We start from the raw sequence: 24,430 nt of genomic DNA, 5'->3' as shown, positions 1-24,430 counted from the left end.
ATAGGATGTCCTGCTCACCGTGCGGAAGAAACAAGTCAACAAGAAGCAGCAGCTCTGGAGAACGGACAGATCGCAAAGGTATAACGTCAGAAGATTGGACTACCGTGCGGAGGGGATACAAGTGAATAAATTGTTCAAAACGTGGAAAAAGCGCGTTGTCCTTGTTGCCATGTCTATGATTCTCATTAACGGCACCATCGTTCCCGTGCATGAAGTTCGGGCGATGGAAGATGCTGTTCCTAGCTCTATTCTCAAACCTACACAGGAAGAAAGAGAAAATCTCTCGGAACCGGAGGGCCCGGAGTTGGAGATATACGCGGAAAACTTTGATGACCCGGATAATTTTGGCTCTACAGGCGGAATTGCATTGAGAGCTCCTTGGCTCCAGGAAGGGGGAGGAGGAAGCAAGGCCAAGACGTCATCTTCCACAACTGCTCCCTCGCTGCCCAATATGATCAAGATGGACGGAACCGATGCGCTTGCACTGCCTCTAAACTTGACTGGGTACGGAAATATTCGGCTGAGCTACTACACGCGTGCTTCCTCCTATATAAGTGGAAGTGTGATTATTGAATGGTCGAAGGATGGTGGTACATCCTGGGCAATGCTGGAGACATTTGAACTTCCCCCGGGCACCCCGGACCTGAAGAACAAGGAAGGCAATACGCTAAAAAGCTGGACGCTGGGTTCGGAAGCGAACAATAACAGCAAGGTTAAAATTCGATTTCGGACAGGAGACGCCATGCAGGCCAACATGTATATCGACAATGTTGCCATTTACGGTCAAGCCATTCCCGGCATAACGCCTGCCCCATCCCCAGTGCCGCCTGGAGAAGGGGATACTGAATTTACGCCACCCCAAGGAGTGACTTTATACGAGGATGTGGAGATCGGCATGGCTGGTGGGCGGGCGATGTATTCATCCATTGCCGTTCCCGAGACAGCGGCAGCTGAACCGATGCCAGTCATGGTTTATATCCATGGAGGTGGATGGAATCACGGGGACCGGAAGCAGGCACTGAACTCCATATGCAACTATGTACTCAAACGCGGTTACATCGGTGTGTCTCTGGACTACCGACTGACGCCTGAGGCACCTTTCCCTGCCCAGATTCAGGATGTGAAGCTTGCTATTCGATACCTGCGAGCTCATGCGGCGCAGTACAATCTGGACCCAAGCCGTATTGGTGTCTGGGGATCATCGGCGGGCGGACATCTGGCTGCATTGCTCGGTACAACAGGGGACATGGTCGCTGGTGACACTGTAGAGCTCGATACAGGGGTGACGGTAGATGTACCTGATCTGGAAGGTTCCGGCGGATGGCCTGAGTATTCCGACAAAGTGCAGGCGGTCGCCGACTGGTATGGACCCGCTGATTTTACGACGACATTTGCCAATAACTATAGCTCGGTCACGGCTCTGCTTGGCGGGCACCGTGCATTCGATGTACCGGAACAGGCCAGACTTGCCATGCCGGGCACCTATGCTTCACCGGATGATCCACCATTCTGGATTCGGCACGGTGATGCTGACGCCACCATTCCTTATACCGACAGTGTTACTTTGGCGGGACAGCTTCAATCTGCGGGTGTGCCGATTGTGGATATGAAAGTCGTACCTGGCCAGGGCCATGGATTTACAGGGACGGCTTCCGAGACTGCGAACGCAGAGGCATGGGCCTTCCTGGATGAACATGTGAAGAACCGGATCGTTACGGAGACAATAATTTTCAAAAGCAATCCTGAAGACACTTCGCCTGGAGATGAAGAAGTGGATGAAGAAAAACCGTTGATTGAAAAGGTCATCGCCAGTAAGCTGCCAAGCGACGATGCGGCGATTGACAGCAGCAAGCCTGACTTGAATTTCAATCAGTCTACAGGTTCCAGCACCGGATTACTAAGCATTTCTTCCACTTCAACGACCCAAAAATATGTGTACTTCAAATTTGATATGTCCGGAAATGAGCCGGAAGGAGATCGGTATCGATTGCGGATTGCGGCCAAGAAAGGCACATCAAATGTTGATACCAAGTTGTCTCTGTACGGTTTGAATGAAACAGACTGGAGCGAATCTTCGTTAACCTGGTCGAATGCTCCGGTCCAAAGTCTGAGCGAAGGTTCGCTGCTGGGCACATTCCAGGTTACGGCAGATCGGAATGGAAGCCCAGCCGTCTATGAAGTGGATGTAACCGATATGGTGAAGAGTCGTCCAGATGCGGGGCAGGTTGCGTTTTTGCTTGCGGATGCGGAATCAACGGGTGTTTCCGTGAACGTATACACCAAGGAAGCGAACGGAACGAGTAATCCGCGTCCACAGTTATCTGTCATTGCTTTGATTGAAGAGGGCAGTGACACGCAGTCACCCGAATGGGAGCAGGGAGCCGAGCTGGAGATTCGCAACTGGGGAACGGATTTTGCGGAACTGAGATGGCCTGCTGCCAGTGACGATACGGCTGTATCTGCCTACCGGATTTATCGGGATGGAGTTCTGCTGAGCGAACAAGGTAAGCAGTCATTCCGGGACAGCGGACTTGCAGCGGAAACACCATATACATTTCAAGTGAGGGCGATTGACGAAGCGGGCAACATCAGCAGTGCATTATCAACCGAAATGACAACCCTTGGCGTTCCAGTATCGTCCCTGCCTGTGGCTTCTGTCACGGCAAGTGGTAGTGACGGCAACCTGGCGGCCAATACCCTCGACAATAACAGTTATACACGCTGGTCTGTTGCAGGAGAGGGGCAATGGATCACGTATGATCTGGGTCAGGTTCAGCAAGTGGGCTATGTTGGGATTGGTTTTTACAAAGGGGATGTCCGAAAGACATCTTTTGAGATGGAATCGTCTGTTGACGGTGAGCAGTGGACCCAGATATTTAACGGCGAAAGCAGTGGGGATACAACCGAAATGCAGGCATTTGATATCCCAGACACTTCTGTACGTTATGTACGGATCACCGGGCATGGCAATTCCGATGCAAGTATTTACACAAGTCTGACCGATGTGCATCTGTATGCCCCTTTTGCAAGGGGAGGGACACCTGTGGCTCTGATTCCATACGTCGTGCCACAACCACCTGAAGGGACGATGCCCTTTATCGCTCCAGGTCTGACGGAAACAGATGGCACACCACATGCTGTCCATGCTCCACATGCCGTGACCGGACGTACAATTGATGTACGGGATTATGGAGCAGATCCTGCCAACAACACGAGTGATGACCGACCAGCAATACAGGCCGCCATTGATGAGGCTAACGTGGGTGATGAAGTGTTTTTACCCAATGGAGTGTACAATTTGTTATCCGGGCCGGATGGAGCCACCAATTTGATGCTCAAATCCGGGGTGAATCTGAGAGGGGAGAGCCGTGAAGGAACCGTGCTCCAGACATCGCTGGATCAGGTGACGGGCAGTGCCGTTCTGAAGGCATCAGCTCAGCATAGCATTCTCGTATCCAACATGACCCTAACTTCATCCTGGTCCGGCAGCTACACGACTGATCATCAATCCAATAATCCCTCCGCAGGGGGGCCGGATAGTCTGATTCATATTGCCAATTATGGCGAGGTACCATCGTATGACATTACGATTGACGGCGTAATTGTGGAAAAGTTCAAACGAATGGCTATCCGAATTGAGCACAGCCGCGATGTTGTTGTGAAGCATGCAACCTTCCGCAATGCAACAGATCTGGGCCCTGGAGGTTCAGGTTACGGAATTTCGATTCAGGGAACGGCCAAGACCGATCGACTCGGCTTTGACAATGATACGTTATGGAATGTGGTGGAGGACAGTACATTTGAAGGTCCTTATCTCAGACATGGAGCACTGATTCAGTTTGTGGCTCACAATAACGTGTTACGCGGCAATGCATTTAACGGAACAAAGTTGGACGCCATCGACCTTCATGGTGAACTGGAGTATTTGAATGAAATCTCCGGCAATGTCATTACGGACGTATTGACAGGCGCAGGGATTGGGCTCGGCAATACCGGGGGGGCGGCGCCCAGTAACCACAGCAAGTCTGGCAAAGGGAACTACATTCATGACAACACAATTACGAACAGTCGAATCGGTATTTCGGTAACCATGGGTACCCCCGATACCCTAATTGAGGATAATCTCATCGAGAATACCACTATGATTGCAGAGGCAGTAGGGATCAAAGTGTTGAACGGACCGGGCACGGTGATTCGTGGCAATGTGATTCGTAACAATACTGCCAGTGGATACTGGGGCGTACGGCTTGAGCGCGACAAAGGCGATGCTGGAGCTGGCAATATCGGCGAAGGGAACCCCGAGAATGTATTGATTGAAAATAACCAAATCGAAGGTAACACAAACGGAATCGGACTGTTTGCCGGAGTTGGCATTCTGCTAAAGGCTAACATTCTAAACAATGTAGATGAGGATTACTACAAAGCAGAAGGTGTGACCGTTACCGAGTTATAAAGAATCAGAATAAGTAGCCTGGCAGGTATCCAGCCTGAGGGGCTACTTTTTTTAATCATTGATTTAAGATTCACTAAAGGTTCGTCCTCTACCATGGTTACATAAGCCTCAGTTGCTTAACAGGAACCAAGAAGGAGGATTCATCATTTGAATATTCTATTACGAAAAGTTGCAGTAACGGCATTGTCCGTGACTATGGTAACGTCATCTTTTGGCCTGATGGCTGGTCCAAATGCGGCATTTGCCGCAGAGAGCACAGCGACAACCGTGAGTGCAGGCTTAACGCAGGCTTATGAATCGTTGTTCCAGACGGACAACGTGATTGATGTGAATGTAACGATTGATGATGCAGACTGGAAGAGTATGCTCGAAAGCCCGCTGGATAAGGATTATAAGAAGGTAAGTGTGGAAGTGGACGGCAACAAGCTGGATAACGTTGGTTTCTCGACCAAGGGGAACCTGACCCTGAAAGCCGTAGCCTCGATGGAGGATTCGGATCGATACAGCTTCAGACTGAAGTTCGACAAATACGATAAAACACAAACCTTGCTCGGACTGGACAAAATGGTGCTGAATAACAACTATGCTGATCCATCCTACATGCGTGAAATTCTGCACTATGAAGCGCTTCGAAGTATCGGCATGGATGTGCCGATGACAAACTACGTCAATTTGTATGTTAATGGCGAACTGGTAGGTTTCTACACCGGGGTTGAAGCCGTAGATGACAGTTACTTGGAACGCAATTACGGTGAGGATTACGAAGAAGGCGTGCTCTATGATACGGATGAGAAGAGTTATCTTCAATATGTAGAGGGCAGTGACTACAGTACACTCACCAAAGACTTGGGTACGGATAAGGACAAAGCCAAACTAAAAACCTTCATCCAAACGCTGAACGAGATGCCAGAAGGCGAAAAGGGTGATATCGAGAGTGTGCTGGACGTGGATTCGGCGCTTCAATATATTGCAGGCAACATGGTTTTTGGCAACTATGACAGTTATAACGGCGACAAAGGACACAACTACATGCTCTACAGTGATGCCGCTGGCAAGTTCACCGTTGTTCCTTGGGACTTCAACATGTCCTTCAACGGGTACTCGGGTGGAGGTGGACGTGGCACAACAACCGGCTCAACCACGACAAACACCAACGCAACAAACGTATCTGTGGACGAGCCCGTACTGGGCATTAACATGGAAAATGTACCGATGATTAATAACCTGCTTGCTGTGCCGGAGTATAAGGAAAAATATTTGAGCTACGTCAATGAACTGACAGACTATATGGAAGGCATTCAGGATCGTATTACTGGCCTTGCCGATGAGATTCGTCCTTATGTGGAAGCAGATCCCACGAAATTTTATACGACAGAACAGTTCGAATCCAACATCGCTTATTCTGCAAATGCAGACTCGGCAGGTGGTATGGGCGGTACACCACCAGCAGGATTTGAAGGCTTGACCCCACCTGAAGGCATGGAAGGTATGACGCCGCCTGAAGGTTTCGAAGGAATGACACCTCCAGATGGAACAACACCTCCAACTCAGCCGGGTGCCAAAACTGGAAATGATGCAACAGATCCAACAACGAATACAGGAAATACTCAGACACGCCCTGGTGGTAACTTTGGCGGCGGTGGGGGCGGAGGCATGGGCTCCATGGCAGCCGGATCACAGACGACATTTGCACTGAACCGTCTTGCGAATCTGCAAGAGCAACTGGGACGTGAAGTGACACCTTTGCCGGAGACTGTGGAAGAGACAGGATCCAATACTTCATCCGGAGCAACGGACAAAACCATTTCCGTAACACTCGATGGTAAATCGATTACATTCCCGGACCAGGACCCGCTAGAGCAAAGTGGAAGAGTGATGGTACCTGTGAATGCAATCCTCGAAGCACTTGGTGCAGAAGTGACTTGGGACAAAACGGCGAAGACGGTAACGGCTGTTCTGCATGATCAGACCCTTGTGCTCAAGATCGGAAGCAGCACAGCAACGGTAAATGGAGAGATAATTGAAATTGATGCACCCGCGATCATTCAAAACAGTCGCACACTCGTGCCCGTTCGTTTCATCTCTGAAGGACTGGGATTGACCGTGGCTTGGGATCAAATCGCTGCACAGGTAAGTCTTAGCTCCCAATAAAAACGATCTTCTGCCTGGCTGTCATTCTGCCGCTAAGAAGCAAGAAAAAGGGATTCGATAACTCATCGAATCCCTTGGTGTATTCTAATCGCTGTTCTTCGTACTTAAGTTCTAATCGAATTATTCTTTCTCTATTGATAACGTTAAAACGTTGTTATAAGTATTTACTCTTTTTGGTAATCTCTGTATCGTTGATAGAATTACACCGCATACAATGAGGATGGAACCCCCAACTTGAACGAAGGTGACGGGAGTACCAAGCACGAAGAATCCAACCAACATAGCGACAAATGGTTGAAGATTGAGAAATATGGATGCTTTGGCGGCACCAACTTTTTGAATCTGATTGTTCCAGATGACTGCACATAAACCCTGGATGAGTAAAGCAGAACCAATTGTGAGCGCCCACCATATCAAGGAATGAGAACTTTGTTCATGGGGTTGCCATACAGCCACCGGGAACACGAGCATACAGCCGAGCAGCGTTGAATAGGCAGTTGCTTCGAGTGCGTCCATTCTTTGGGTGAGTTTTCTCATCAGGATGGTAGAACCGGAGAACGCAAGCAATGGAACACAGAGGAGATGGCAAGGCGGTATGCGGAAAGATGCATGGCAGGAAATTCCTGTAGCACAAGGGAGCCGAATACGAAGTTGCTTCCATATAGAGTCGCACAAAGTAAGAGAAGTAGATAAGTTCGCAAGCCGATGCGCCTTCTTTCAAAAGTTTGACTAATCCAATAGTAGTTTTATTGGTTAAGTGGACGCTTGATGGCAACCAGTTCGATCTCAATCTCCGCGCCGCGTGGCAGCTTGGCTACCTGTACAGTGGTTCTTGCAGGATGATGGTTACCGAAATAATTGCTATACATATCATTCATTTCACCGAAGTGATCCAGGTTTGTCATAAAGACAGATGTTTTCACAACGTCTTCCAGGGTTAAGCCAGCTTCTGATAACACGTTCTGAAGATTCGTCAGGATCTGGCCGGTCTGTGCAACAATGCCTTCCTGTAATTTGCCCTCAGCATTGATCGGAAGTATTCCGGAAGTGTACAACGTATGATCAGTCATAATTGCTTGCGAATAAGGACCGATTGCTGCCGGCGCCTGTGTGGATGTAATAACCGTGTGATTCATGGACTATTTTCCTCCTTTAAGGTATAGATAGGTTGTTTATCTGTAAAGTGTAATGAAGAACCCGCGGCAATAAGCTGCGGGTCTCAGATCGGTTTGAAAACCGCTAACTGCGTGTTATTGACCCGCTGGTGCGTAGTTCTCATCCAGAAATGCTTGAACAGCCTGGAATGCTTGAACTCTATTTTTCTCGAGCAGTACCATATGAGTACCTTCACCAATCTCTACCCAACGGCGATAAGCAGCTCCGGTTAAGGAGGTAAAGAAATTTTGTGCCAAATCTAACGGTACATCAATATCCCACTCTGCATGAATGAGGAGTACAGGTACAGTGATATCTTTAGGTTCATAGAAGGCTTTGCCCACTGTCCAATATTCACGGATGTCCAAAATCGGTCCGTTGGTAGCGCGAATATGCTCCGGGTGTTCAGTTTTGTTAATAGGATCAGTAGCCAGAGTGGCTTCAACCCATTTTTCGAACCAACCCTCAGGGAGCAGGCTATCGCGTTTCCCTTCAGGAGCAGCACTTAACCAGCGTTCCTTCGTAGTACCTGCCGGAACAAGGCGGTAAGAGCCAAGCGGCCCGCCGGTATCGATAGGAATAGGTTTGTTGCTTAGCCACTGAGGAGCGATAAGGGTGAGTTTGTTCACTTTGTTGTTATTACGGCTTGTATATGCACCGGCGACTGTCCCACCCCAAGACATCCCAAGGATATTGACCTTCGACAGATTGCGATGTTGCAGGACAAAATCTACAGCTGAGCCAAAATCGCGAACTCCGGTTTCAGTACGGACAAGCGGAGGGTTCTGATCGGCTGGTTGTTCCATTTCCGGCGGTCTTGTGGACCCGCCATAACCACGAACATCTACGGCGTAGACGTCATAGCCATGACTTGCGAGGTAGTCTAGGAAAGTAAACCCGTCTAGCTCTACATCGTACAGGCTGCCAATGGGATACGTCGCACCATGGACCATGACGATTGTCTTCTCATTTGAGAACTCCTTCATAGATGCAGGACGTTTATTAAGGACGGATAGTTCAATTCCAGGCGTATCACTGGCTATCATAAAATTCTCAGATACGAGGGAGATCGATTTGTTGAATGTATGATTAGACATTATAGGTTTCGCCTCTCTTTGATGAAATATATTTTATATAAAGCGCCAGTTGAAGCCGTCTTCACTTCGGGTGACATAGCCGGCAGAACTCTCTGGAAAATGTGTGCTGAAATAAATAATGGGACGATCGGCGATGTATTCTAAAGCCCAGCGCCGTGAGGTCCGAGCCTGATCAGCAAATTCACAGTACATCGAATTCCAGTCTGGTCTTAAGACCTGTAATGGATGATGCATGATATCGGCGCCGAACAAAGCTTCTTCGCCACCGGACGAGAGACGTATGGACATTTGCCCAATACTGTGACCTGGAGTCGGAATGAATGTAAATATGTCTAGAAACTTCCCGCCTTCTGGACCGATGGTCTCTGTCATGCCTGCCTCAATTATAGGAAGTATACTCTCTTCGTAAACATTGAAGTTTACTTCATTTACTTTGTTATGGCTTGCTTCGCTGGAGTAATATTCTTGTTCTGTAAGCGGAAATACGTACTTTGCATTCGGGAATGTCGGTATCCATTTGCCGTCAATCAGTCTCGTATTCCAACCGACATGATCTACATGCAAATGAGTAAGTAACACGTAATTAACTTCTTCCGGAGTAACACCAGCCTCTTGAAGCCGTTCCAGATAAGGCAACTGCAGATTAGAAAGATCCGGATTCAGTGGCAGGTTCTTGTCGTTTCCTGTAGCAGTATCAATAAGAATAGTATGATCAGGCGTTTTCACGACCCAGGTTCCAATACTCACGATCAGTTGTGAGTTTTCGTCAATTAAGCCCTCTGGTAAGGAGTGATGGTTCTCTTTCAGAAATGAAGGGTCCCATGTACCAGGGAAATAAATCTCTGGTGGGACGCCGCTGATTACCATCTCCGTGACTCGGGTAATCGTAGTGTCGCCTACAGTATAAGTCTTAGGCAGCTTAGTCATATGGCTCATCGCCTTCCTTAGAAATTTCGCTGGAAATGAAATGCTATATATAAAAGAATTATGTGTAAATGTCCCGGGATCATATTTGCACATCAACCTTACTAAAATCTTAGTCCAATAATGCTGTTAAATCAACGTTTTTGCACCGAAACTGAACCTTAGCAAGAAAGCTTGATATTGCTCAATATTTTAATTATGATCGAAATATAAATTTCGCTGACAGCGAAAAAAATAACTGCACAGGAGAAACGAAGAATGAACTCTATAGGCGAGGTAATCAGAAATACCCGCAAAAAACAGAAATTAACCCTAAAAGATGTGGCAAAAGCAGGTTCCATCTCCTTATCTTTTCTCAGCGAAATCGAAAGAAACAAAGCGAATCCATCCATCAGCGTACTAAAACGGATTGCGAATGCGTTGAATGTAAATTTTACCGATCTATTTGGAGAAAAAGAGCAAAGTATTGTTGTGAGAAAAAAGGAACGTAAACCGCTGGTCCATTCTGAAGGCTCTCGTATTACATGGTATTCCCTTAGCGAGGGAGGCAGAAACAAGATGGGCCCCATATTGGGGGTGCTTGAAGAAGGAGCGACTTCTGGAAATATCGGGGTAGGACATAGCGAAGGCGAGGAGTTTCTGTATGTGCAGACAGGGTGCTTGGAGTTTGTACTAGGGAATGACAGATATACGTTAGATGAGGGAGACAGTATTTACTTTGATGCAAAGACACCACATAGCTATAAAAATGCATGGAAAGGAGAGACTGTGGTCATTGCCGTATCAACGCCTCCAACTTTTTGATTTCATGTCCCACGCCTACCGATAAAGGGTCACGTCTTTTCCGTGCAGGGAAGAGGTGTGGCTCTTTCTGTTTGGTTTAATATTCCATTGTTCACTGTTATTGAATTTTGGACATTCGTCTTGTTTAATCATTCACCAGAATTTCCAGACAGGAGGACTTTCTTACATGATTACGGAGAATGCGTAAAGTATTTGATTTTAATATGCGATTTTTGTGATAAAAATCACTGCGTCATTATAAATTATGTGATTACTACTACCGATAAGACTATAGTGATATTCGAAACGGAATCGAAATTGGCTTGGATATCCCCACAATTACATAGGGAAAAGGGTGGCTCACACACATGCGAAGCATGAGCATCGGTACCAAAATCAGTTTGATCGTTATCAGTATATTTATCGTCTTCTCTTCAGCCGTGGCGGTAAGTGTAATTCTGGAGATGAGACAGGGAATTACGACATTTGCTACAGAGAAGGCGAAGCGAGATCTGGAGATGGCGAATCATATCATCACATATAAGTATCCAGGAGATTGGGCCATCAAAGAAGGTCAATTATTCAAGGGAGATACTGCATTGGAAGGCAACTTCGAACTGGTGGATGAGATTGGACAAGCATCCGGGGACACGGTGACGATCTTCCGAGGTGACGAACGTGTTGCAACAAATGTTATGGTGGATGGGAAGCGTGCTGTTGGCACGAAGGTATCAGAAGAGGTCGCCCAGACCGTTTTGCAGCAAGGGGAAAAATATTTTGGTGAAGCCGTGGTTGTGGGTCAGAAATATCAAACGGCCTATGAACCCATTAAAAACGCATCCGGAGAGATTATCGGAATTTTCTATGTTGGTGCTTCTCAATCATTAATTGATGTGATTATCTCCTCGTTCCTCAAAACATTCCTGATCGTATTCCTGCTTGCAATGTTGGTCGCAATTACCCTGATCCTGTTGTATGTTCGCAGGGTGAGAGCAAGAATCGAACGGGTATCTGTGGCGATTAAACGTGCGGGGACGGGCGATTTCACACAGCCGGTTGTGGACGACGTTCAAGACGAAATCGGCATGCTGGGCACGGGATACAATGAGATGAGAAGTAATCTGCAGATGATCATTCAGGGTGGACTTCAAGCTGCGGAGAAAGCAGAGCATTCGACTGGATTGCTGCTCAAGATTGCGGATCAGACGGCTAATGAATCGGGTCAGATCGCATCTTCTGTTGAACAAGTTGCACAGGGAGCGGAGCGTCAGACGATCAGCACGGAAGAAAATCTGCAGGCGATGGAAGAAGTGGCTATAGGCGTACAACGCATGGCAGATAAAGCTTCCAGCATTTCCGAGTCGGCACTGTATTCACGTAAACAGGCAGAAACCGGAGGTGAAGCGGTGCAACGTACCGTTCAGCAGATGTCTACAATTGAATCCTCTGTTACCAGAACGGATGAAGTCATTCGTCTACTGGAAGGGAAGTCGGCACAGATTAGCCAGATGGTATCCACCATTCATGAGATTGCGAATCAGACGAATCTGCTCGCCCTCAATGCATCCATTGAAGCGGCAAGAGCCGGGGAACATGGACGGGGATTCGCTGTAGTATCTACCGAGGTGCGTAAACTAGCTGAACAAGCTGGTGATTCTTCAGATCGTATTGAACAACTGGTCGAAGCCATGGAACAAGATATGAAGCAATCCCTTTCGGCGATGTCGAGAGTGAAAGACGACGTGCAGGAAGGGCTGCGCTTGACCCGGGAAACAGAACAAAACTTTAGTCTGATCCGGGATACGAACCTTTATATGGCCACCGAGATTGAAGACATGGCGGCAACGAGTGAGGAGATGTCCGCAGGTGTGGAGCAGATTGTGGCTTCCGTACATGAGATCGCTCGCCATGCACAGACGGCCAGTACCCATTCACAACAGGCGGCGGGTTCAGTGCACGAACAGCTTAAGTCGGTAGAGCAGATCAAAGCATCAGCGGCTATCTTGTCCGATGTGTCCTCAGAGCTACAGACCTCACTTAGTCCTTTTAAGATTTAATATCTGTTACAATAGGGAAAAGGAGGGACTGCACTATGGCTCCTGATAAAACAAAACTTTTCCCAAATGAGAATATCCGTACGGTATGTTACATTCAAAACCTGCCGCCACGTTCCAACGTGAACATTGGTGATTATACGTATTATAGCGATAACACGAATCCGCCAGAGCAATTCTATGACCGGATACAACATCATTATGACTTTATTGGTGATCGCCTGGTTATTGGCAAGTTCTGTGCAATTGCGGAAGGTGTGACATTCATTATGAATGGCGCGAATCATCGGATGGAGGGCATGACGACGTATCCTTTTAACATTTTCGGTGGAGGATGGGAGCGTGTGACACCTACACTTGAGCAGCTTCCATATAAGGGTGACACGATACTGGGGAATGATGTATGGCTTGGACAGAATGTGACGATCATGCCTGGTATCACGATTGGAGACGGGGCAATCATTGCCTCCAATTCAACCGTGGTGAAGGACATTGAACCCTATACGATTGTTGGTGGTAATCCAGCCAAGACTGTTAAAAAGCGTTTTGACGAAGAAACGATTGCTCTGTTACTGGAATTGAAGTGGTGGGATCAGGATGAGGAATGGCTGGATACGCATTTGGAACGTCTTGTCTCTACATATGATCTACAAATCTTGCGCGAACTTCTGAACAGCAAATAGGATGGTTGTCCATTGTGCATAAAAGACAAAAAAGCTGGTTCCTGACGGAGCCGGCTTCCCAAGCAAATCAGGCCCTGGACCGTTTTGAGCGGATCAGGGCCTCTTGTTGTCCAAGATGAAATGTTAATTTAGCGGGTGGGTGGTCGTAGGTTGCAATCAGACTGTACTGATGGGGGCTTTAAATGAGTATGAGCTTCTGCATGATCCGAGTTTGTCTGTTTGCCAGAATAAAAGTTAATGATATCATCAACGGTAGTAAACACGACATTTAAATCCATATTATCATTGTGTGTTTGAATAAAAACCTCTTTTCAATGGGTTGTTACGTTGTTTAGTTTAAAGCTTCTTTCATGCTTAAACCTGCTGTGAATACAGGAACTTTACCTGCAGGCAGTTGAATTTCTTTGCCTGTTCTCCGACTTCTTCCCGTTCTTGCCTCACGCTTCTGTACTTCGAATTTCCCAAATCCAACGACTTGAACTTCTTTACCTTCTTTGAGAGCTTCGAGAATTGAATCCAGTACAACGGTTACAGCTTTTTCAGCATTCTTCTTGGAAAAACCGCCAGCCTTGGCTACTTCTGTGATCAATTGTTCTTTATCCATGGGGAATACCTCGCTTTCATTCTTGGGATGTGGAAACTTTGCTGTGACACATATGAGTAAATAAAAAGCTGCCTTATTAATAAGGCAGCTTTCATATAATTAAAGTTTAGTAACGTTCTCAGCTTGTGGTCCACGGTTACCTTGAGTTACTTCAAATTGAACGCGTTGACCTTCGTCCAAAGATTTGTAACCTTCACCTTGAATTGCACTGAAATGAACGAATACGTCTGTTCCTTCTTCAGTTTCGATAAAGCCGAATCCTTTATCCGCGTTGAACCATTTCACTGTACCTGTTTGCATGTGATTCCTCCAAAAAATAAGTTTTTAGCCGATCATTATGACGAGTATTATTGAAAAATTGACACTCACCTGGTGCATTTAAACCACAGACTTGATGTCCGCTAATGTATCGATTAATATTATAATACCATGTCCGCTAATATAAGTCAAGATTTGGAGGTATTTTCTAATGAATCAGTCATCAGGGGTTTCGGTGCAGCGGGAAACGACGATAGAGGAATTCATACATATGCTTGCCATTGAGGGAGAATTGCATCCCAAAACCGTGAAGGAATATGCAAGCGATCTGAAGCACTTTATCGAATGGTACAAGGAAAGCACCATGCTTAGCGAAGAAATGACATTGCGAATCGAAGACGTGGATACATCCACTTTAGTCAACTATCGCGAAGATGCTCACAAAGTTATGTTATTGAAACCAGCCACCATTAACCGGAGGTTGATTACGCTGAAGCGTTTTTTCAAATGGGCTGTCGCGGAATCCAGGCTCAGTCAGGACCCTTCCAAACCACTAAAATTCATTCCGGAAGACAAAGTAAGTCCACGTCGAATGACATTCGAAGAAGAGCAGGCATTCCTCGCTGCAGTGGAATATGGTAATTCCCTTCGTGATCAGACCATCCTGACCCTTATGTTTCACACGGGCTTGCGAACGATGGAGGTATGCAACCTCAAGCCTCATGATATCGAACTTGGTAGACGGAATGGTCATCTGACAGTGAGAGCCGATAAACGCAACGTGCAACGTAAGATCCCTTTGAATATACAGTGTGTTGTCATGTTGAATCAGTACTTATCTGATCTCGCTACCGATCCTGCTTACCTTTTTCCTTCAGAGAAGACAAACGATCGTTTAACGGAGAGAGCATTGCGCCACCTGATTAAAAAAGTAATGATAACAGCAGGGCTGGAAGGACTGAGTTCACACGACCTGCGTCATCGTTTTGGCTACGCCATGGCTGAGCATACGCCACTGCACCGTTTGGCCGAGATAATGGGACACACCAACCCAGATACAACAATGATTTATTTTAAAGCATTAAGTACGAATCATCGTAAAGAACAAGAATAAAGTCTGAATTATAGTCAGAATCAAAACACCTCTTATTAGAAGTACTTCGAAATTTTCCGTGTTTGTATTACTTTAACCTACCTTTAGCATTCATATACGATCCTTCACATTTCACTTAGGCACTGCCCGACAGGGTTGCCTTACCTCTATTAAAGAAAGCGATTACATATCCCTGATAATATTGTATATTATGATGGCAACCTCGGGACTGATCAACATGAGCCCTTAGCATTTGGCATAATTTCGGTGAGCAATAAGAAATCCAATGATTCACAATGTCACATATATATTAGTTGTTAGAGCATACGGCCTGTCATAAAAAGGAGGAATCCAAACATGTACCGGGTACTGCTGGTGGATGATGAAGAAGATGTGCGTGAAGGACTTGTTGTAGAGGTCGATTGGGAAGCGCTCGATCTGCGGATTGTCGGTTTGGCTGAGAATGGGCGGGAAGCATTGGAGATGGCGGAGCGGGTGGAGCCGGATATTGTGGTGACCGATATCAGCATGCCCTTCATGAATGGTCTGGAACTCGCCCAAAGATTGAGGAAGCGAAATCCACTTGTGAAGGTGGTCATTTTGACTGGATATGATGAATTTGATTATGCGAGGCAAGCTATCTCGTTAAGTGTGGATGAATATCTGTTGAAGCCGTTCTCGGCAGGGCATCTCACCGAACTGCTCACAAGATTACGCGCCCAGATGGCGGCTGAAGTGGCTGAGCGTGAAGATGTACAGCAGCTGCGTGAGCACTATCATACCAGCTTGCCTTTATTACAGGCAGATCTGATGGCGACCTTGCTCCATCGGCAGAAATCCTCCACATATATTCATAGTAAAGCCAAACAATGCGGATTGGATCTGACAGGAGAACGCTATGGGGTGTCCGTATTGACACTGCACATGGATGGAGATATACAAAAGGAGAAACCTGAGGGAGGATTAAACGAGCCTCCAAACCGACATAACAAAACAACATCCGAGGTATCGGATCAGTCTGAGATATTTGTTCCCGGAGGTTCCTTGCGTCAATCTGAGGATGCTGAGCTGAAACGCTTTGCTGCACTTAATATTGCGGCAGAAGTTTGGGCGGAGCATGGGGCTGGTCATGCCTTTATGCATCAGGAGACGATTGTCCTGCTCTATGTGGATCGCTCGGGCGGTACAGATGGAGCGAAGCGGCAACAGAAGGCATTGGAAAATGTGATGCGCAGTATCAACCACTATTTACGTATCCCGGCTACGGTGGGATCTGGTCAGATTGTCGATACACTCGCGGATGTGAATCATGCCTATGAAGATGCCCTGCTGGCACTGGATTATCGGCTTGTGCCCGGGACGGATTCAATCATATACATCGCGGACGTAGAGAGACAGACGGCGGGCAAGCTGCGGTTCGACGAATTGAAGCAGCAGACGCTGACACGATGCCTGAAGGCAGGTACACAAGCAGAGCTGGAGGAAGCACTGGCGATCATTTTCGGGGAAATTACAGTGGAACACGGGCGAAGTGATATTCAGCTCTATTTAATTGAAGTATTAACAACAGTATGGAAGGCAGCACAGGCATCAGGGGAGGAGATGGAAGACATCTTTGGTGCAGGGTTCCAGTTGTATGCGGATTTGTTCCGACTGCCGGGTCTTACTGAGGCACAGAAGAAGGTACAGGAGGTCTGTCTACTCGTACAACATCGCATTGCCAGCGGACGGCAGCATGTATATAAGGATATTGTCGAGCAGGCGTTGGTCTTCACGAAAGAGTATTATGCCGACCCTGACCTGTCCATTCAGAAGGTGTGCGGACATCTGCATATCAGCTCCGGTTATTTTTGTGGCATTTTCAAAAAAGAAGTGCAACTTACCTTCCTGCAGTACCTGATGCAGATCCGAATGGAGGCAGCCCGTGAACTGCTTCGCTCGACAGAGCTGAAGTCATTTGAGATTGCGGAGCAGGTTGGCTTTGCCGAACCGAACTACTTCAGTTTTTGTTTCAAAAAACATATTGGTGTCTCGCCGAAAGAATATCGTAAACAGGCTTCCCAGGCAGCAAGTGAAGGTTTGATTCGATGAAGTTCTTGTCCAGATGGGTGAAGTCCATGGGAAATCAATTACGCTCCCGGCTGCGTTCGTCCAGAGTCAGCAGTATCCGGTTTATTATTACGTGGTCTTTCTCCGTCTTCATCGTTCTGGTACTGACTATCATGGCGATGCTTCTGCATGACAAGTTCACGCAGGCTGCCGAGCGAAGTGCGGAATTGACGACGAGACAGATTGTGGATCAGGTCAGTTATAACCTGGAGGATTACGTCCGCAGTATGTCTCATCTGTACCGTGCCATTGAGGAGCACATGCTGCGTGACGGGAAATGGGAAGGGGAACTGGTGGACAAACAGCTTGACACACTGCTCAGCAGTCGTGAAGATATCATCTCGATTACTCTGCTTGATTCCACGGGGAAACTGCTCAAGAACCGACCTACAGCCGAATTAAAAACCAGCGCCCATGTGACACAGCAAGGGTGGTTTCAGTCTGCACTCCGTGTGCCAGATCACCTGAGTTTCTCGTTACCTCATATTCAGAACATGTACACAGGCCCATATAAATGGGTCGTTTCCATGAGCAAAGGCATAACGATACGGCAAAATGGTCGGGATCGGCAGGTTATCCTGCTGGTCGATATCAATTTCAAACAGATGGATGAACTGAGCCGTCGGGTCAGTCTGGGGCAACGGGGATATGTCTATATCATCGATGAGAGTGCGGGCAATATCGTGTACCATCCGCAGCAGCAATTGATGTATATGGGACTCAAAAGCGAGAATATCGAACAGGCTTTGGTGGCTTCCGGCAGTTACGAAGATGAAGCAGATGGACAGAAAAGGCTGAATACTGTTAAGTCAGTCGCTAACATCGGGTGGAAAATCGTCGGTGTTGCTTATCTGGATGAGATTATGACAACGCGTCAGGAAGTGAACGGATATCTCATTCGTGTACTGGTCGTTGTACTGGTACTGGTCATCCTTGTATCCCTGTTCCTATCCTCCAGTCTGACTCGTCCGATCCGGCGAATGGAACGCAAGATGAAGGCGGTGGAGCGCGGGGATTTCAACGTGGAGTTACCTATTGAAGGCCCGCTGGAGGTGGAACGACTATCCCGTCGCTTCAACCTGATGGTCAATAAAATTCGCACCTTGATGGATGAGATCATTCATGAACAGGAACAGAAGCGGCGTCTGGAGCTGGAAGCTTTGCAGGCCCAGATTAATCCGCATTTTTTGTACAATACGCTGAATTCCGTGGTGCGCATGGTAGGCATGAGTCGCAATGAAGAAGTGATTACGATGATTACATCACTCTCGCGCCTGTTTCGCATTAGTCTTAGTCAAGGTAAAACGATTATCACGATCAGGGAAGAGCTGGAGCATGCGCAGCATTATTTGACGATTCAGCAGATGAGGTTCAAGCGCAAATTCAACTTTACCATCAATGCAGATGAGACGCTCCTGGAATGCCTTACATTAAAGCTGGTGCTTCAACCCCTGATTGAGAACGCCATTGTTCATGGCATCGAGTACCACATGGACGAAGGAAGTATTGAGGTCGATGTTTATTGTGAGGACAACAAGCTGGTGTTTCGCATTACAGATAATGGGGTCGGCATGACGGAAGAACAGATGTCGGGATTACTAAGTGGTCGTCCTGTGGTCAAAAGCGGTGCAGGCTCCGGCGTAGCGGTACGCAACGTCCATGACCGAATTCGGCTCTATTATGGGGAGGGTTACGGACTTGAATTTGCAAGTGAGTTGGAAGAAGGTACCACGGTCTGGATTCGGATTCCCATTCAATCGCAGCAGAAGGAGGGCGAGCCTGATGACAGACAAACAAGTGAATAGGAACGATGACCATAGAGTTAAAGAATTGAATATTCGTACGTTTTGGAAAAAGGTTGCTGCGAACTTCTCTGGAATTCGGAAAAGTCGTTTAGTAACCCTGACAGCTGCAAGCTGCTGTCTGCTCATATGCAGCGCCTGTGGCTTATCGAGTCCCGATGCTACGGCATCACCGCCACGTATCGCGCTGATTACGCCAGCTGGGACAGGGGAACTTGCGGAAGCCATCCGGCTTGGCGCCGAAGCGGCTGCCAAAGAGAGTGGAGCCGAACTGATTACCGTGGAAGCATACCCTTCCGATGGTCATGTGTACACGCCTACCATTTTGGATTCTGCTGAAAATCAGATGCAGGTCAAACGGGCAAATATCAACAGCCAAACGTTGTCTCGCAGTGCGCGAGAGCGGGCTCAAGTGGAGGCCGCCGCATCGGCTCTGAAGCAGGGGGCATCAGCTCTATTGGTTGATCCCCTAAGTGAGAAGGCACTTAGTGACATCATTCAGGAGGCACAGACAACAAATTCCGATGGAACCATTGTTCCTGTCATTGTGCTTAACGATGAATTCCCCGTGAAAGGCATCACCAGTTTCATCTCGATGGATAATGTTGAGGCGGGAAGACAGGCCGGCCAGGCTATGGCGGAGCTTCTGGAAGGGAAAGGGCATGTTGCCTTATTGGGCCCCGATCCTCTAAATTCTGGTCTGATTCAGAGAGAGCAGGGAGTTATGGAAGCCTTGGTACAGTATCCTGATATTCAAGTGGAACCCAAATCGATATGTAATACACGGGATGGATGTTGGCAGACTGCGAAGCAATTGCTGGACCAGCAGAAGGTGGATGGCTTCATTACTCTTCAGGAACCTGCTTCTCTGGGGGCAGCCGATGAACTGAATCGACGCAAATCGGCGGACAAGGTAAGGATTGTTGGATTTGGCAGTGAACAACAGCAACTGGAGCAATTGCAGGAAGGGGTCTTTAATCATCTCATCGTCCAGAATGGATACAGTGCAGGTTATCTGGGATTGAATCAAGCCATTGCACGGCTGAACAATCAACAGGTCCAAGCGAGAGTGTTACTTGAGACCAAGCTGGTTAGTACAGACAATATGTTCTGGATGGATAACCAGAAGCTGTTGTTTCCTTTTGTACAATGAACGAGTGCCGGGACGAATGCTGAATGAAGAAATTACGGTGTTTGTTAACTTGAGGAAGATTTCGATAGAACAGGTGAAGATATTGTATTCGAATTTAATGTAAACCCTTTCATAATAAAGACATCGGTGAAGCCGAATGAACTTGGGGGAGGTCATTAGGATATGAAGAAAACATGGATGACACTGTTGATTACGGCATGTATGGTTGTGGCTGCGGGGTGTAGTAGCGGCGGAGACAGTGCAGGTGGAAGTACGGGAACAGATACAGGAGGCCAGACAGCAGCCGGGACGGAAACGCCAAAGATTGGTGTTGCCATCTACAAATTTGACGATACATTCATGACGGGAGTACGTAATGCAATGACCGCAGCAGCGGAAGGTGTTGCGACTCTGGATATTGTGGATAGCCAGAATGCACAGCCAACCCAGAACGAGAAGGTCGATCTGTTTGTGTCCAAGAAATACAATGCCATGGCCGTGAATCCAGTGGACCGGACGGCAGCAGGTGTCATCATTGACAAGGCCAAGGCAGCGAACATTCCGGTGGTATTCCTTAACCGTGAGCCCGTGGCTGAAGATATGAACAAGTGGGATAAAGTGTACTACGTAGGAGCAAAAGCGGAGGAGTCCGGTACGATCTCTGGACAGCTGATTGTAGATTACTGGAAAGCACATCCGGAAGCAGACAAAAACGGCGATGGCAAACTGCAATACGTCATGCTGAAAGGGGAACCGGGTCACCAGGATGCAGAGCTTCGGACCAAATATTCGGTTCAGGCGATCCAGGATGCCGGTATCGAAGTGGAAGCACTGGCGGAAGACACGGCGATGTGGGACCGCGTGAAGGGTCAGGAGAAAATGCAAGCTTTCCTGGCATCCCACGGCGACAAGATTGAAGCCGTTCTTGCAAACAATGATGACATGGCCTTAGGGGCCATTGAGGCATTGAAAGCAGCCGGATACTTCAAGGATGGCAAATCGATGCCGGTTGTAGGTGTGGATGCAACAGCTCCAGCCATTCAGGCTCTACAGGATGGCACAATGCTGGGCACGGTGCTCAATGATGCCAAGAATCAGGGTGCAGCCACGGTAGCACTGGCTTCCGTACTTGCCAAAGGTGAGACACCAACGAAGGAAAATACCAAATACGATATTACCGATGGTAAATACGTCTGGATTGCATACAAAAAGATTACCAAAGACAACATTGCCGACGCCCAATAACAACACGAGACAGGGACGTCCGACATTCGGGTAACGTCCCTTTTTTGCCGGTCATATGGAAGGGAGGAACCAAGATGGAGTCACCTTACCTGCTGGAGATGAATGGAGTTTCGAAAGCATTTCCAGGTGTGCAGGCACTAAGTCAGGTCACATTGAAACTGAAGCCGGGGACGGTTCACGCCTTGATGGGAGAGAATGGAGCGGGCAAATCCACACTTATGAAATGTCTGTTCGGGATGTATCATCCGGATGAAGGAACGATACGCATCGAAGGAAAGGATGTGGATATTCCGAATTCCAAAGCGGCACTTCAGCAAGGCATATCCATGATTCATCAGGAGCTGAATCCAGTCCCGCATCGTCCGGTGATGGAGAATATTTGGCTGGGTCGATTTCCAATGAAGGGAATACTGGTGGACGAGAAACGGATGTATACCGATACACTGGCTCTGTTCAAGGACCTGAATCTGGATATTGATCCGAAGGCTCAAGCGGGAACATTGTCTGTCTCCAAGATTCAATCGATGGAAATCGCCAAGGCAGTCTCGTTCAATTCCAAAGTCATCGTCATGGATGAGCCAACTTCTTCCCTGACAGGCAAGGAAGTGGATCAGCTCTTCGCCATTATTAATGAACTACGCAGTCGGGGTGTGTCCATAATCTACATTTCCCACAAGATGGAGGAGATCCTGACGATCTCGGATGAAGTGACAATCATGCGTGATGGCTTCGTTGTCGGGACTTGGGATGCTGCGGATTTAACGACCGATCTGATTATTACACGCATGGTGGGCCGTGATCTGGATGAACGTTTCCCGGAACGGACCAACGTACCCGGTGAAGTGATATTAAAGGCCGAGGGTCTGACATCCAACCAGTCTAAATCGTTTTGTGATGTATCCTTTGAGCTGCGAAAAGGTGAAGTGCTCGGCATTGGCGGGTTGGTTGGAGCACAGCGGACAGAACTGATGGAGTCCTTGTTTGGACTGCGCGGACTCGCTTCAGGTACGATTTCGATTCATGGGCGCAAGGTGAAGATTAACTCCCCCGCAGCAGCGAAGCGTCATAATATCGCGTTGCTCACGGAAGAACGAAGGGTTACAGGGATATTCCCCGTGTTGTCGGTGTATGAGAATACGATCATTGCCAGTCTGGGGCGCTACCAAAATCGCATGGGCTTGCTGGATGAGAAAAAGGGACGGGAAGAAGCACGGGAACAGACGCAGAAGTTCAGAACCAAAACGCCTTCAGTTAACACGCTGATTCGAAACCTATCGGGCGGTAATCAACAGAAAGTTCTGCTGGCCCGCTGGTTGCTGACCGATCCGGAGATTCTGTTGCTGGATGAACCGACACGTGGAATCGATGTAGGGGCCAAGTTCGAGATTTACACCATTATTACGGAACTGGCTCGTCAGGGCAAAAGCATTATTATGATTAGTTCGGAGATGCCTGAACTGCTTGGTATGTCGGATCGCATTATGGTGATGAGCGAAGGGCGTCTAACCGGAATCGTGGACGGAGCCGAGGCAACAGAGCAGGATATTATGAGGCTGGCCGCACAGCAGCGGATGGCTTAGTCAGGAGGGAAACAGATGAACACACAGATGATCAATCAAGTGAAAAATTATGTAACACAACGAGCCATCTTTATCGTATTGATTCTGCTCATCATTGGTATAGCTATTGCCGATCCGAATTTTCTGGCCTTCTCTACACTGCGGGACATCTTACAGCAATCCTCCACACGGGCCATTATTGCACTCGGTGCAGCCTTTATCCTCGTCACGGGTGGGGTCGATCTGTCTGCGGGAAGGGTGGTTGGTCTGACGGCTGTTGTATCGGCATCGATGCTGCAAATTGATGAGTATGCGAACCGCTTCTTCCCCGATCTGCCCCATTTGCCGGTGTTGTTGCCGATTCTGGTTGGAATCACCGCAGGTCTATTCGTGGGTTTGGTCAATGGACTGATTGTCGCCAAATTACATGTGCCCCCTTTTATCGCAACGCTGGGTACAATGGTTGCCGTGTATGGACTGAACTCCATCTATTTTGATACGGAACCCAACCAGTCACAGCCGATCGGAGGATTAAGACCCGATTTTACCGTCATTGGCTCTGGATACATTGATCTGGGCGGGGGTTATTCCATCCCGTATATTGTCCTTATCGCTATTGCGGTGGCTTTAATCTGCTGGGTGATCTTTAACAAAACACGTCTCGGCAAAAATATGTATGCGATCGGCGGTAACATTCAGGCAGCACATGTATCCGGGATTCATGTGGCCCGCAACCTGGTTGCCCTGTATGCCATTGCGGGTGCATTATATGGCCTGGGTGGTGTGCTTGAGGCAGCCCGAACAGGTGGAGCAACAAACAATTACGGTAATATGTATGAGCTGGATGCGATTGCCGCATGTGTGGTAGGTGGCGTATCAACGGCGGGTGGTATTGGAACGGTACCTGGAGTTATGGCGGGTGTACTGATCTTCGGGGTCATTAATTATGGTCTGACGTTTATCGGTGTGAGTCCGTACTGGCAATTGATTATCAAAGGATTAATCATCGTTGCTGCGGTGGCTTTTGACATCCGTAAGTATATGGCGAAAAAATAAGATGAGCCTCAAGAGGTTACACCAGTCACTCCGATGACAGAACAACCTTCCGATCGCTGTTATCCCCGGATTTTTTGATTCCCTTCTAAAGAAGTGAAAATCCGGGGATAAGCGTATGCTTCCGATGTAGCTTTCTCCTAGAAAGCTTTAGGCGAACGCTCTCGCTTCTTCAGAATGGTTCTGTCCTCTACGATATCGTGTAAAAATTTCATTCATCTTATATGGAAAAAGCAGCAAAGAAGCCAGCCCTCGGGATATATAGAGAGCTGGCT

18 protein-coding genes are annotated in these 24,430 nt (G+C 47.8%); 12 read left to right on the top strand and 6 right to left on the bottom strand.

Going from position 1 to position 24,430, the window contains the following annotated elements:
- Window positions 1-19 precede the first annotated feature (19 nt).
- Window positions 20-4,453, top strand: a complete 4,434-nt coding sequence (locus tag QF049_RS18075; protein ID WP_307539411.1) for an alpha/beta hydrolase fold domain-containing protein — start codon at window positions 20-22, stop codon at window positions 4,451-4,453.
- A gap of 147 nt (window positions 4,454-4,600) precedes the next feature.
- Window positions 4,601-6,604, top strand: coding sequence for a CotH kinase family protein (locus QF049_RS18070; RefSeq protein ID WP_307539409.1), 2,004 nt, complete (start codon window positions 4,601-4,603; stop codon window positions 6,602-6,604).
- 120 nt (window positions 6,605-6,724) lie between these two features.
- Here QF049_RS18070 and QF049_RS18065 read toward each other — a convergent pair whose 3' ends face one another.
- The 4 genes from QF049_RS18065 to QF049_RS18050 form a co-directional block, all read right to left on the bottom strand.
- A complete protein-coding gene (locus QF049_RS18065; protein WP_307539407.1) occupies window positions 6,725-7,141 on the bottom strand; it encodes a DMT family transporter in 417 nt (138 codons plus the stop codon).
- A 209-nt stretch (window positions 7,142-7,350) separates the two neighbouring features.
- Complete coding sequence (locus QF049_RS18060) at window positions 7,351-7,740, bottom strand: Rid family detoxifying hydrolase (protein ID WP_307539405.1); 390 nt, start codon at window positions 7,738-7,740, stop codon at window positions 7,351-7,353.
- Window positions 7,741-7,854: 114 nt separating this feature from the next.
- Entirely contained in the window at window positions 7,855-8,856 is a 1,002-nt protein-coding gene (locus QF049_RS18055) for an alpha/beta hydrolase (protein WP_307539402.1), read from the bottom strand.
- Window positions 8,857-8,889: 33 nt separating this feature from the next.
- Entirely contained in the window at window positions 8,890-9,783 is an 894-nt protein-coding gene (locus QF049_RS18050) for an MBL fold metallo-hydrolase (RefSeq protein WP_307539400.1), read from the bottom strand.
- 255 nt (window positions 9,784-10,038) lie between these two features.
- Between QF049_RS18050 and QF049_RS18045 the strand changes: the two genes are divergently transcribed.
- The 3 genes from QF049_RS18045 to QF049_RS18035 all read left to right on the top strand — a co-directional run bounded on the left by QF049_RS18045 (window position 10,039) and on the right by QF049_RS18035 (window position 13,300).
- Complete coding sequence (locus QF049_RS18045; protein ID WP_307539398.1) at window positions 10,039-10,584, top strand: helix-turn-helix domain-containing protein; 546 nt, start codon at window positions 10,039-10,041, stop codon at window positions 10,582-10,584.
- Window positions 10,585-10,931: 347 nt separating this feature from the next.
- Window positions 10,932-12,620 carry a methyl-accepting chemotaxis protein gene (locus tag QF049_RS18040; RefSeq protein ID WP_307539396.1) on the top strand — a complete coding sequence of 563 codons (1,689 nt, stop codon included), beginning with the start codon at window positions 10,932-10,934 and terminating at the stop codon, window positions 12,618-12,620.
- Window positions 12,621-12,655: 35 nt separating this feature from the next.
- Entirely contained in the window at window positions 12,656-13,300 is a 645-nt protein-coding gene (locus QF049_RS18035; protein WP_307539394.1) for a Vat family streptogramin A O-acetyltransferase, read from the top strand.
- A 331-nt stretch (window positions 13,301-13,631) separates the two neighbouring features.
- On the opposite strand, the gene QF049_RS18030 is transcribed toward QF049_RS18035, so the two are convergent.
- Both QF049_RS18030 and QF049_RS18025 read right to left on the bottom strand, forming a co-directional pair.
- The gene (locus tag QF049_RS18030; RefSeq protein WP_124117202.1) at window positions 13,632-13,904 is read right to left on the bottom strand and encodes an HU family DNA-binding protein; all 273 of its coding nucleotides are present in this window, start codon (window positions 13,902-13,904) and stop codon (window positions 13,632-13,634) included.
- Window positions 13,905-14,003: 99 nt separating this feature from the next.
- Entirely contained in the window at window positions 14,004-14,204 is a 201-nt protein-coding gene (locus QF049_RS18025; RefSeq protein WP_017690333.1) for a cold-shock protein, read from the bottom strand.
- Between the two features lie 169 nt (window positions 14,205-14,373).
- Here QF049_RS18025 and QF049_RS18020 point away from each other — a divergent pair, with 169 nt between their 5' ends.
- The 7 genes from QF049_RS18020 to mglC all read left to right on the top strand — a co-directional run bounded on the left by QF049_RS18020 (window position 14,374) and on the right by mglC (window position 24,158).
- Window positions 14,374-15,276 carry a tyrosine-type recombinase/integrase gene (locus QF049_RS18020; RefSeq protein ID WP_307539390.1) on the top strand — a complete coding sequence of 301 codons (903 nt, stop codon included), beginning with the start codon at window positions 14,374-14,376 and terminating at the stop codon, window positions 15,274-15,276.
- A 336-nt stretch (window positions 15,277-15,612) separates the two neighbouring features.
- Complete coding sequence (locus QF049_RS18015) at window positions 15,613-17,346, top strand: response regulator (RefSeq protein ID WP_307539388.1); 1,734 nt, start codon at window positions 15,613-15,615, stop codon at window positions 17,344-17,346.
- 26 nt (window positions 17,347-17,372) lie between these two features.
- A complete protein-coding gene (locus QF049_RS18010; RefSeq protein WP_307543309.1) occupies window positions 17,373-19,169 on the top strand; it encodes a cache domain-containing sensor histidine kinase in 1,797 nt (598 codons plus the stop codon).
- The gene (locus QF049_RS18005) at window positions 19,147-20,319 is read left to right on the top strand and encodes a substrate-binding domain-containing protein (RefSeq protein ID WP_307539386.1); all 1,173 of its coding nucleotides are present in this window, start codon (window positions 19,147-19,149) and stop codon (window positions 20,317-20,319) included. Before QF049_RS18010 ends, QF049_RS18005 begins: the two co-directional genes overlap by 23 nt.
- A gap of 162 nt (window positions 20,320-20,481) precedes the next feature.
- Window positions 20,482-21,543: a galactose ABC transporter substrate-binding protein gene (locus QF049_RS18000; protein ID WP_036606548.1), complete on the top strand. Its 1,062-nt coding sequence runs from the start codon at window positions 20,482-20,484 to the stop codon at window positions 21,541-21,543.
- Window positions 21,544-21,617: 74 nt separating this feature from the next.
- A complete protein-coding gene (locus QF049_RS17995) occupies window positions 21,618-23,123 on the top strand; it encodes a sugar ABC transporter ATP-binding protein (protein ID WP_307539384.1) in 1,506 nt (501 codons plus the stop codon).
- Window positions 23,124-23,138: 15 nt separating this feature from the next.
- The gene (gene mglC / locus QF049_RS17990) at window positions 23,139-24,158 is read left to right on the top strand and encodes a galactose/methyl galactoside ABC transporter permease MglC (RefSeq protein ID WP_076214373.1); all 1,020 of its coding nucleotides are present in this window, start codon (window positions 23,139-23,141) and stop codon (window positions 24,156-24,158) included.
- Window positions 24,159-24,430 lie beyond the last annotated feature (272 nt).

The organism is Paenibacillus sp. W4I10 (assembly GCF_030816325.1).
GTDB lineage: Bacteria > Bacillota > Bacilli > Paenibacillales > Paenibacillaceae > Paenibacillus > Paenibacillus amylolyticus_B.
Note: the sequence above shows the minus strand (reverse complement) of the source record. Positions and strands in the feature narration are given on the sequence as shown.

Coding starts and splice junctions, on each gene's coding strand:
- QF049_RS18010 (WP_307543309.1), top strand. CDS start 17,373: ATGGGAAATCAATTACGCTCCCGGCTGCGTTCGTCCAGAGTCAGCAGT.
- QF049_RS18030 (WP_124117202.1), bottom strand. CDS start 13,904: ATGGATAAAGAACAATTGATCACAGAAGTAGCCAAGGCTGGCGGTTTT.
- QF049_RS18040 (WP_307539396.1), top strand. CDS start 10,932: ATGCGAAGCATGAGCATCGGTACCAAAATCAGTTTGATCGTTATCAGT.
- QF049_RS18055 (WP_307539402.1), bottom strand. CDS start 8,856: ATGTCTAATCATACATTCAACAAATCGATCTCCCTCGTATCTGAGAAT.
- QF049_RS18015 (WP_307539388.1), top strand. CDS start 15,613: ATGTACCGGGTACTGCTGGTGGATGATGAAGAAGATGTGCGTGAAGGA.
- QF049_RS18035 (WP_307539394.1), top strand. CDS start 12,656: ATGGCTCCTGATAAAACAAAACTTTTCCCAAATGAGAATATCCGTACG.
- mglC (WP_076214373.1), top strand. CDS start 23,139: ATGAACACACAGATGATCAATCAAGTGAAAAATTATGTAACACAACGA.
- QF049_RS18060 (WP_307539405.1), bottom strand. CDS start 7,740: ATGAATCACACGGTTATTACATCCACACAGGCGCCGGCAGCAATCGGT.
- QF049_RS18065 (WP_307539407.1), bottom strand. CDS start 7,141: ATGAGAAAACTCACCCAAAGAATGGACGCACTCGAAGCAACTGCCTAT.
- QF049_RS18045 (WP_307539398.1), top strand. CDS start 10,039: ATGAACTCTATAGGCGAGGTAATCAGAAATACCCGCAAAAAACAGAAA.
- QF049_RS18000 (WP_036606548.1), top strand. CDS start 20,482: ATGAAGAAAACATGGATGACACTGTTGATTACGGCATGTATGGTTGTG.
- QF049_RS18020 (WP_307539390.1), top strand. CDS start 14,374: ATGAATCAGTCATCAGGGGTTTCGGTGCAGCGGGAAACGACGATAGAG.
- QF049_RS18050 (WP_307539400.1), bottom strand. CDS start 9,783: ATGACTAAGCTGCCTAAGACTTATACTGTAGGCGACACTACGATTACC.
- QF049_RS18005 (WP_307539386.1), top strand. CDS start 19,147: ATGACAGACAAACAAGTGAATAGGAACGATGACCATAGAGTTAAAGAA.
- QF049_RS18025 (WP_017690333.1), bottom strand. CDS start 14,204: ATGCAAACAGGTACAGTGAAATGGTTCAACGCGGATAAAGGATTCGGC.
- QF049_RS17995 (WP_307539384.1), top strand. CDS start 21,618: ATGGAGTCACCTTACCTGCTGGAGATGAATGGAGTTTCGAAAGCATTT.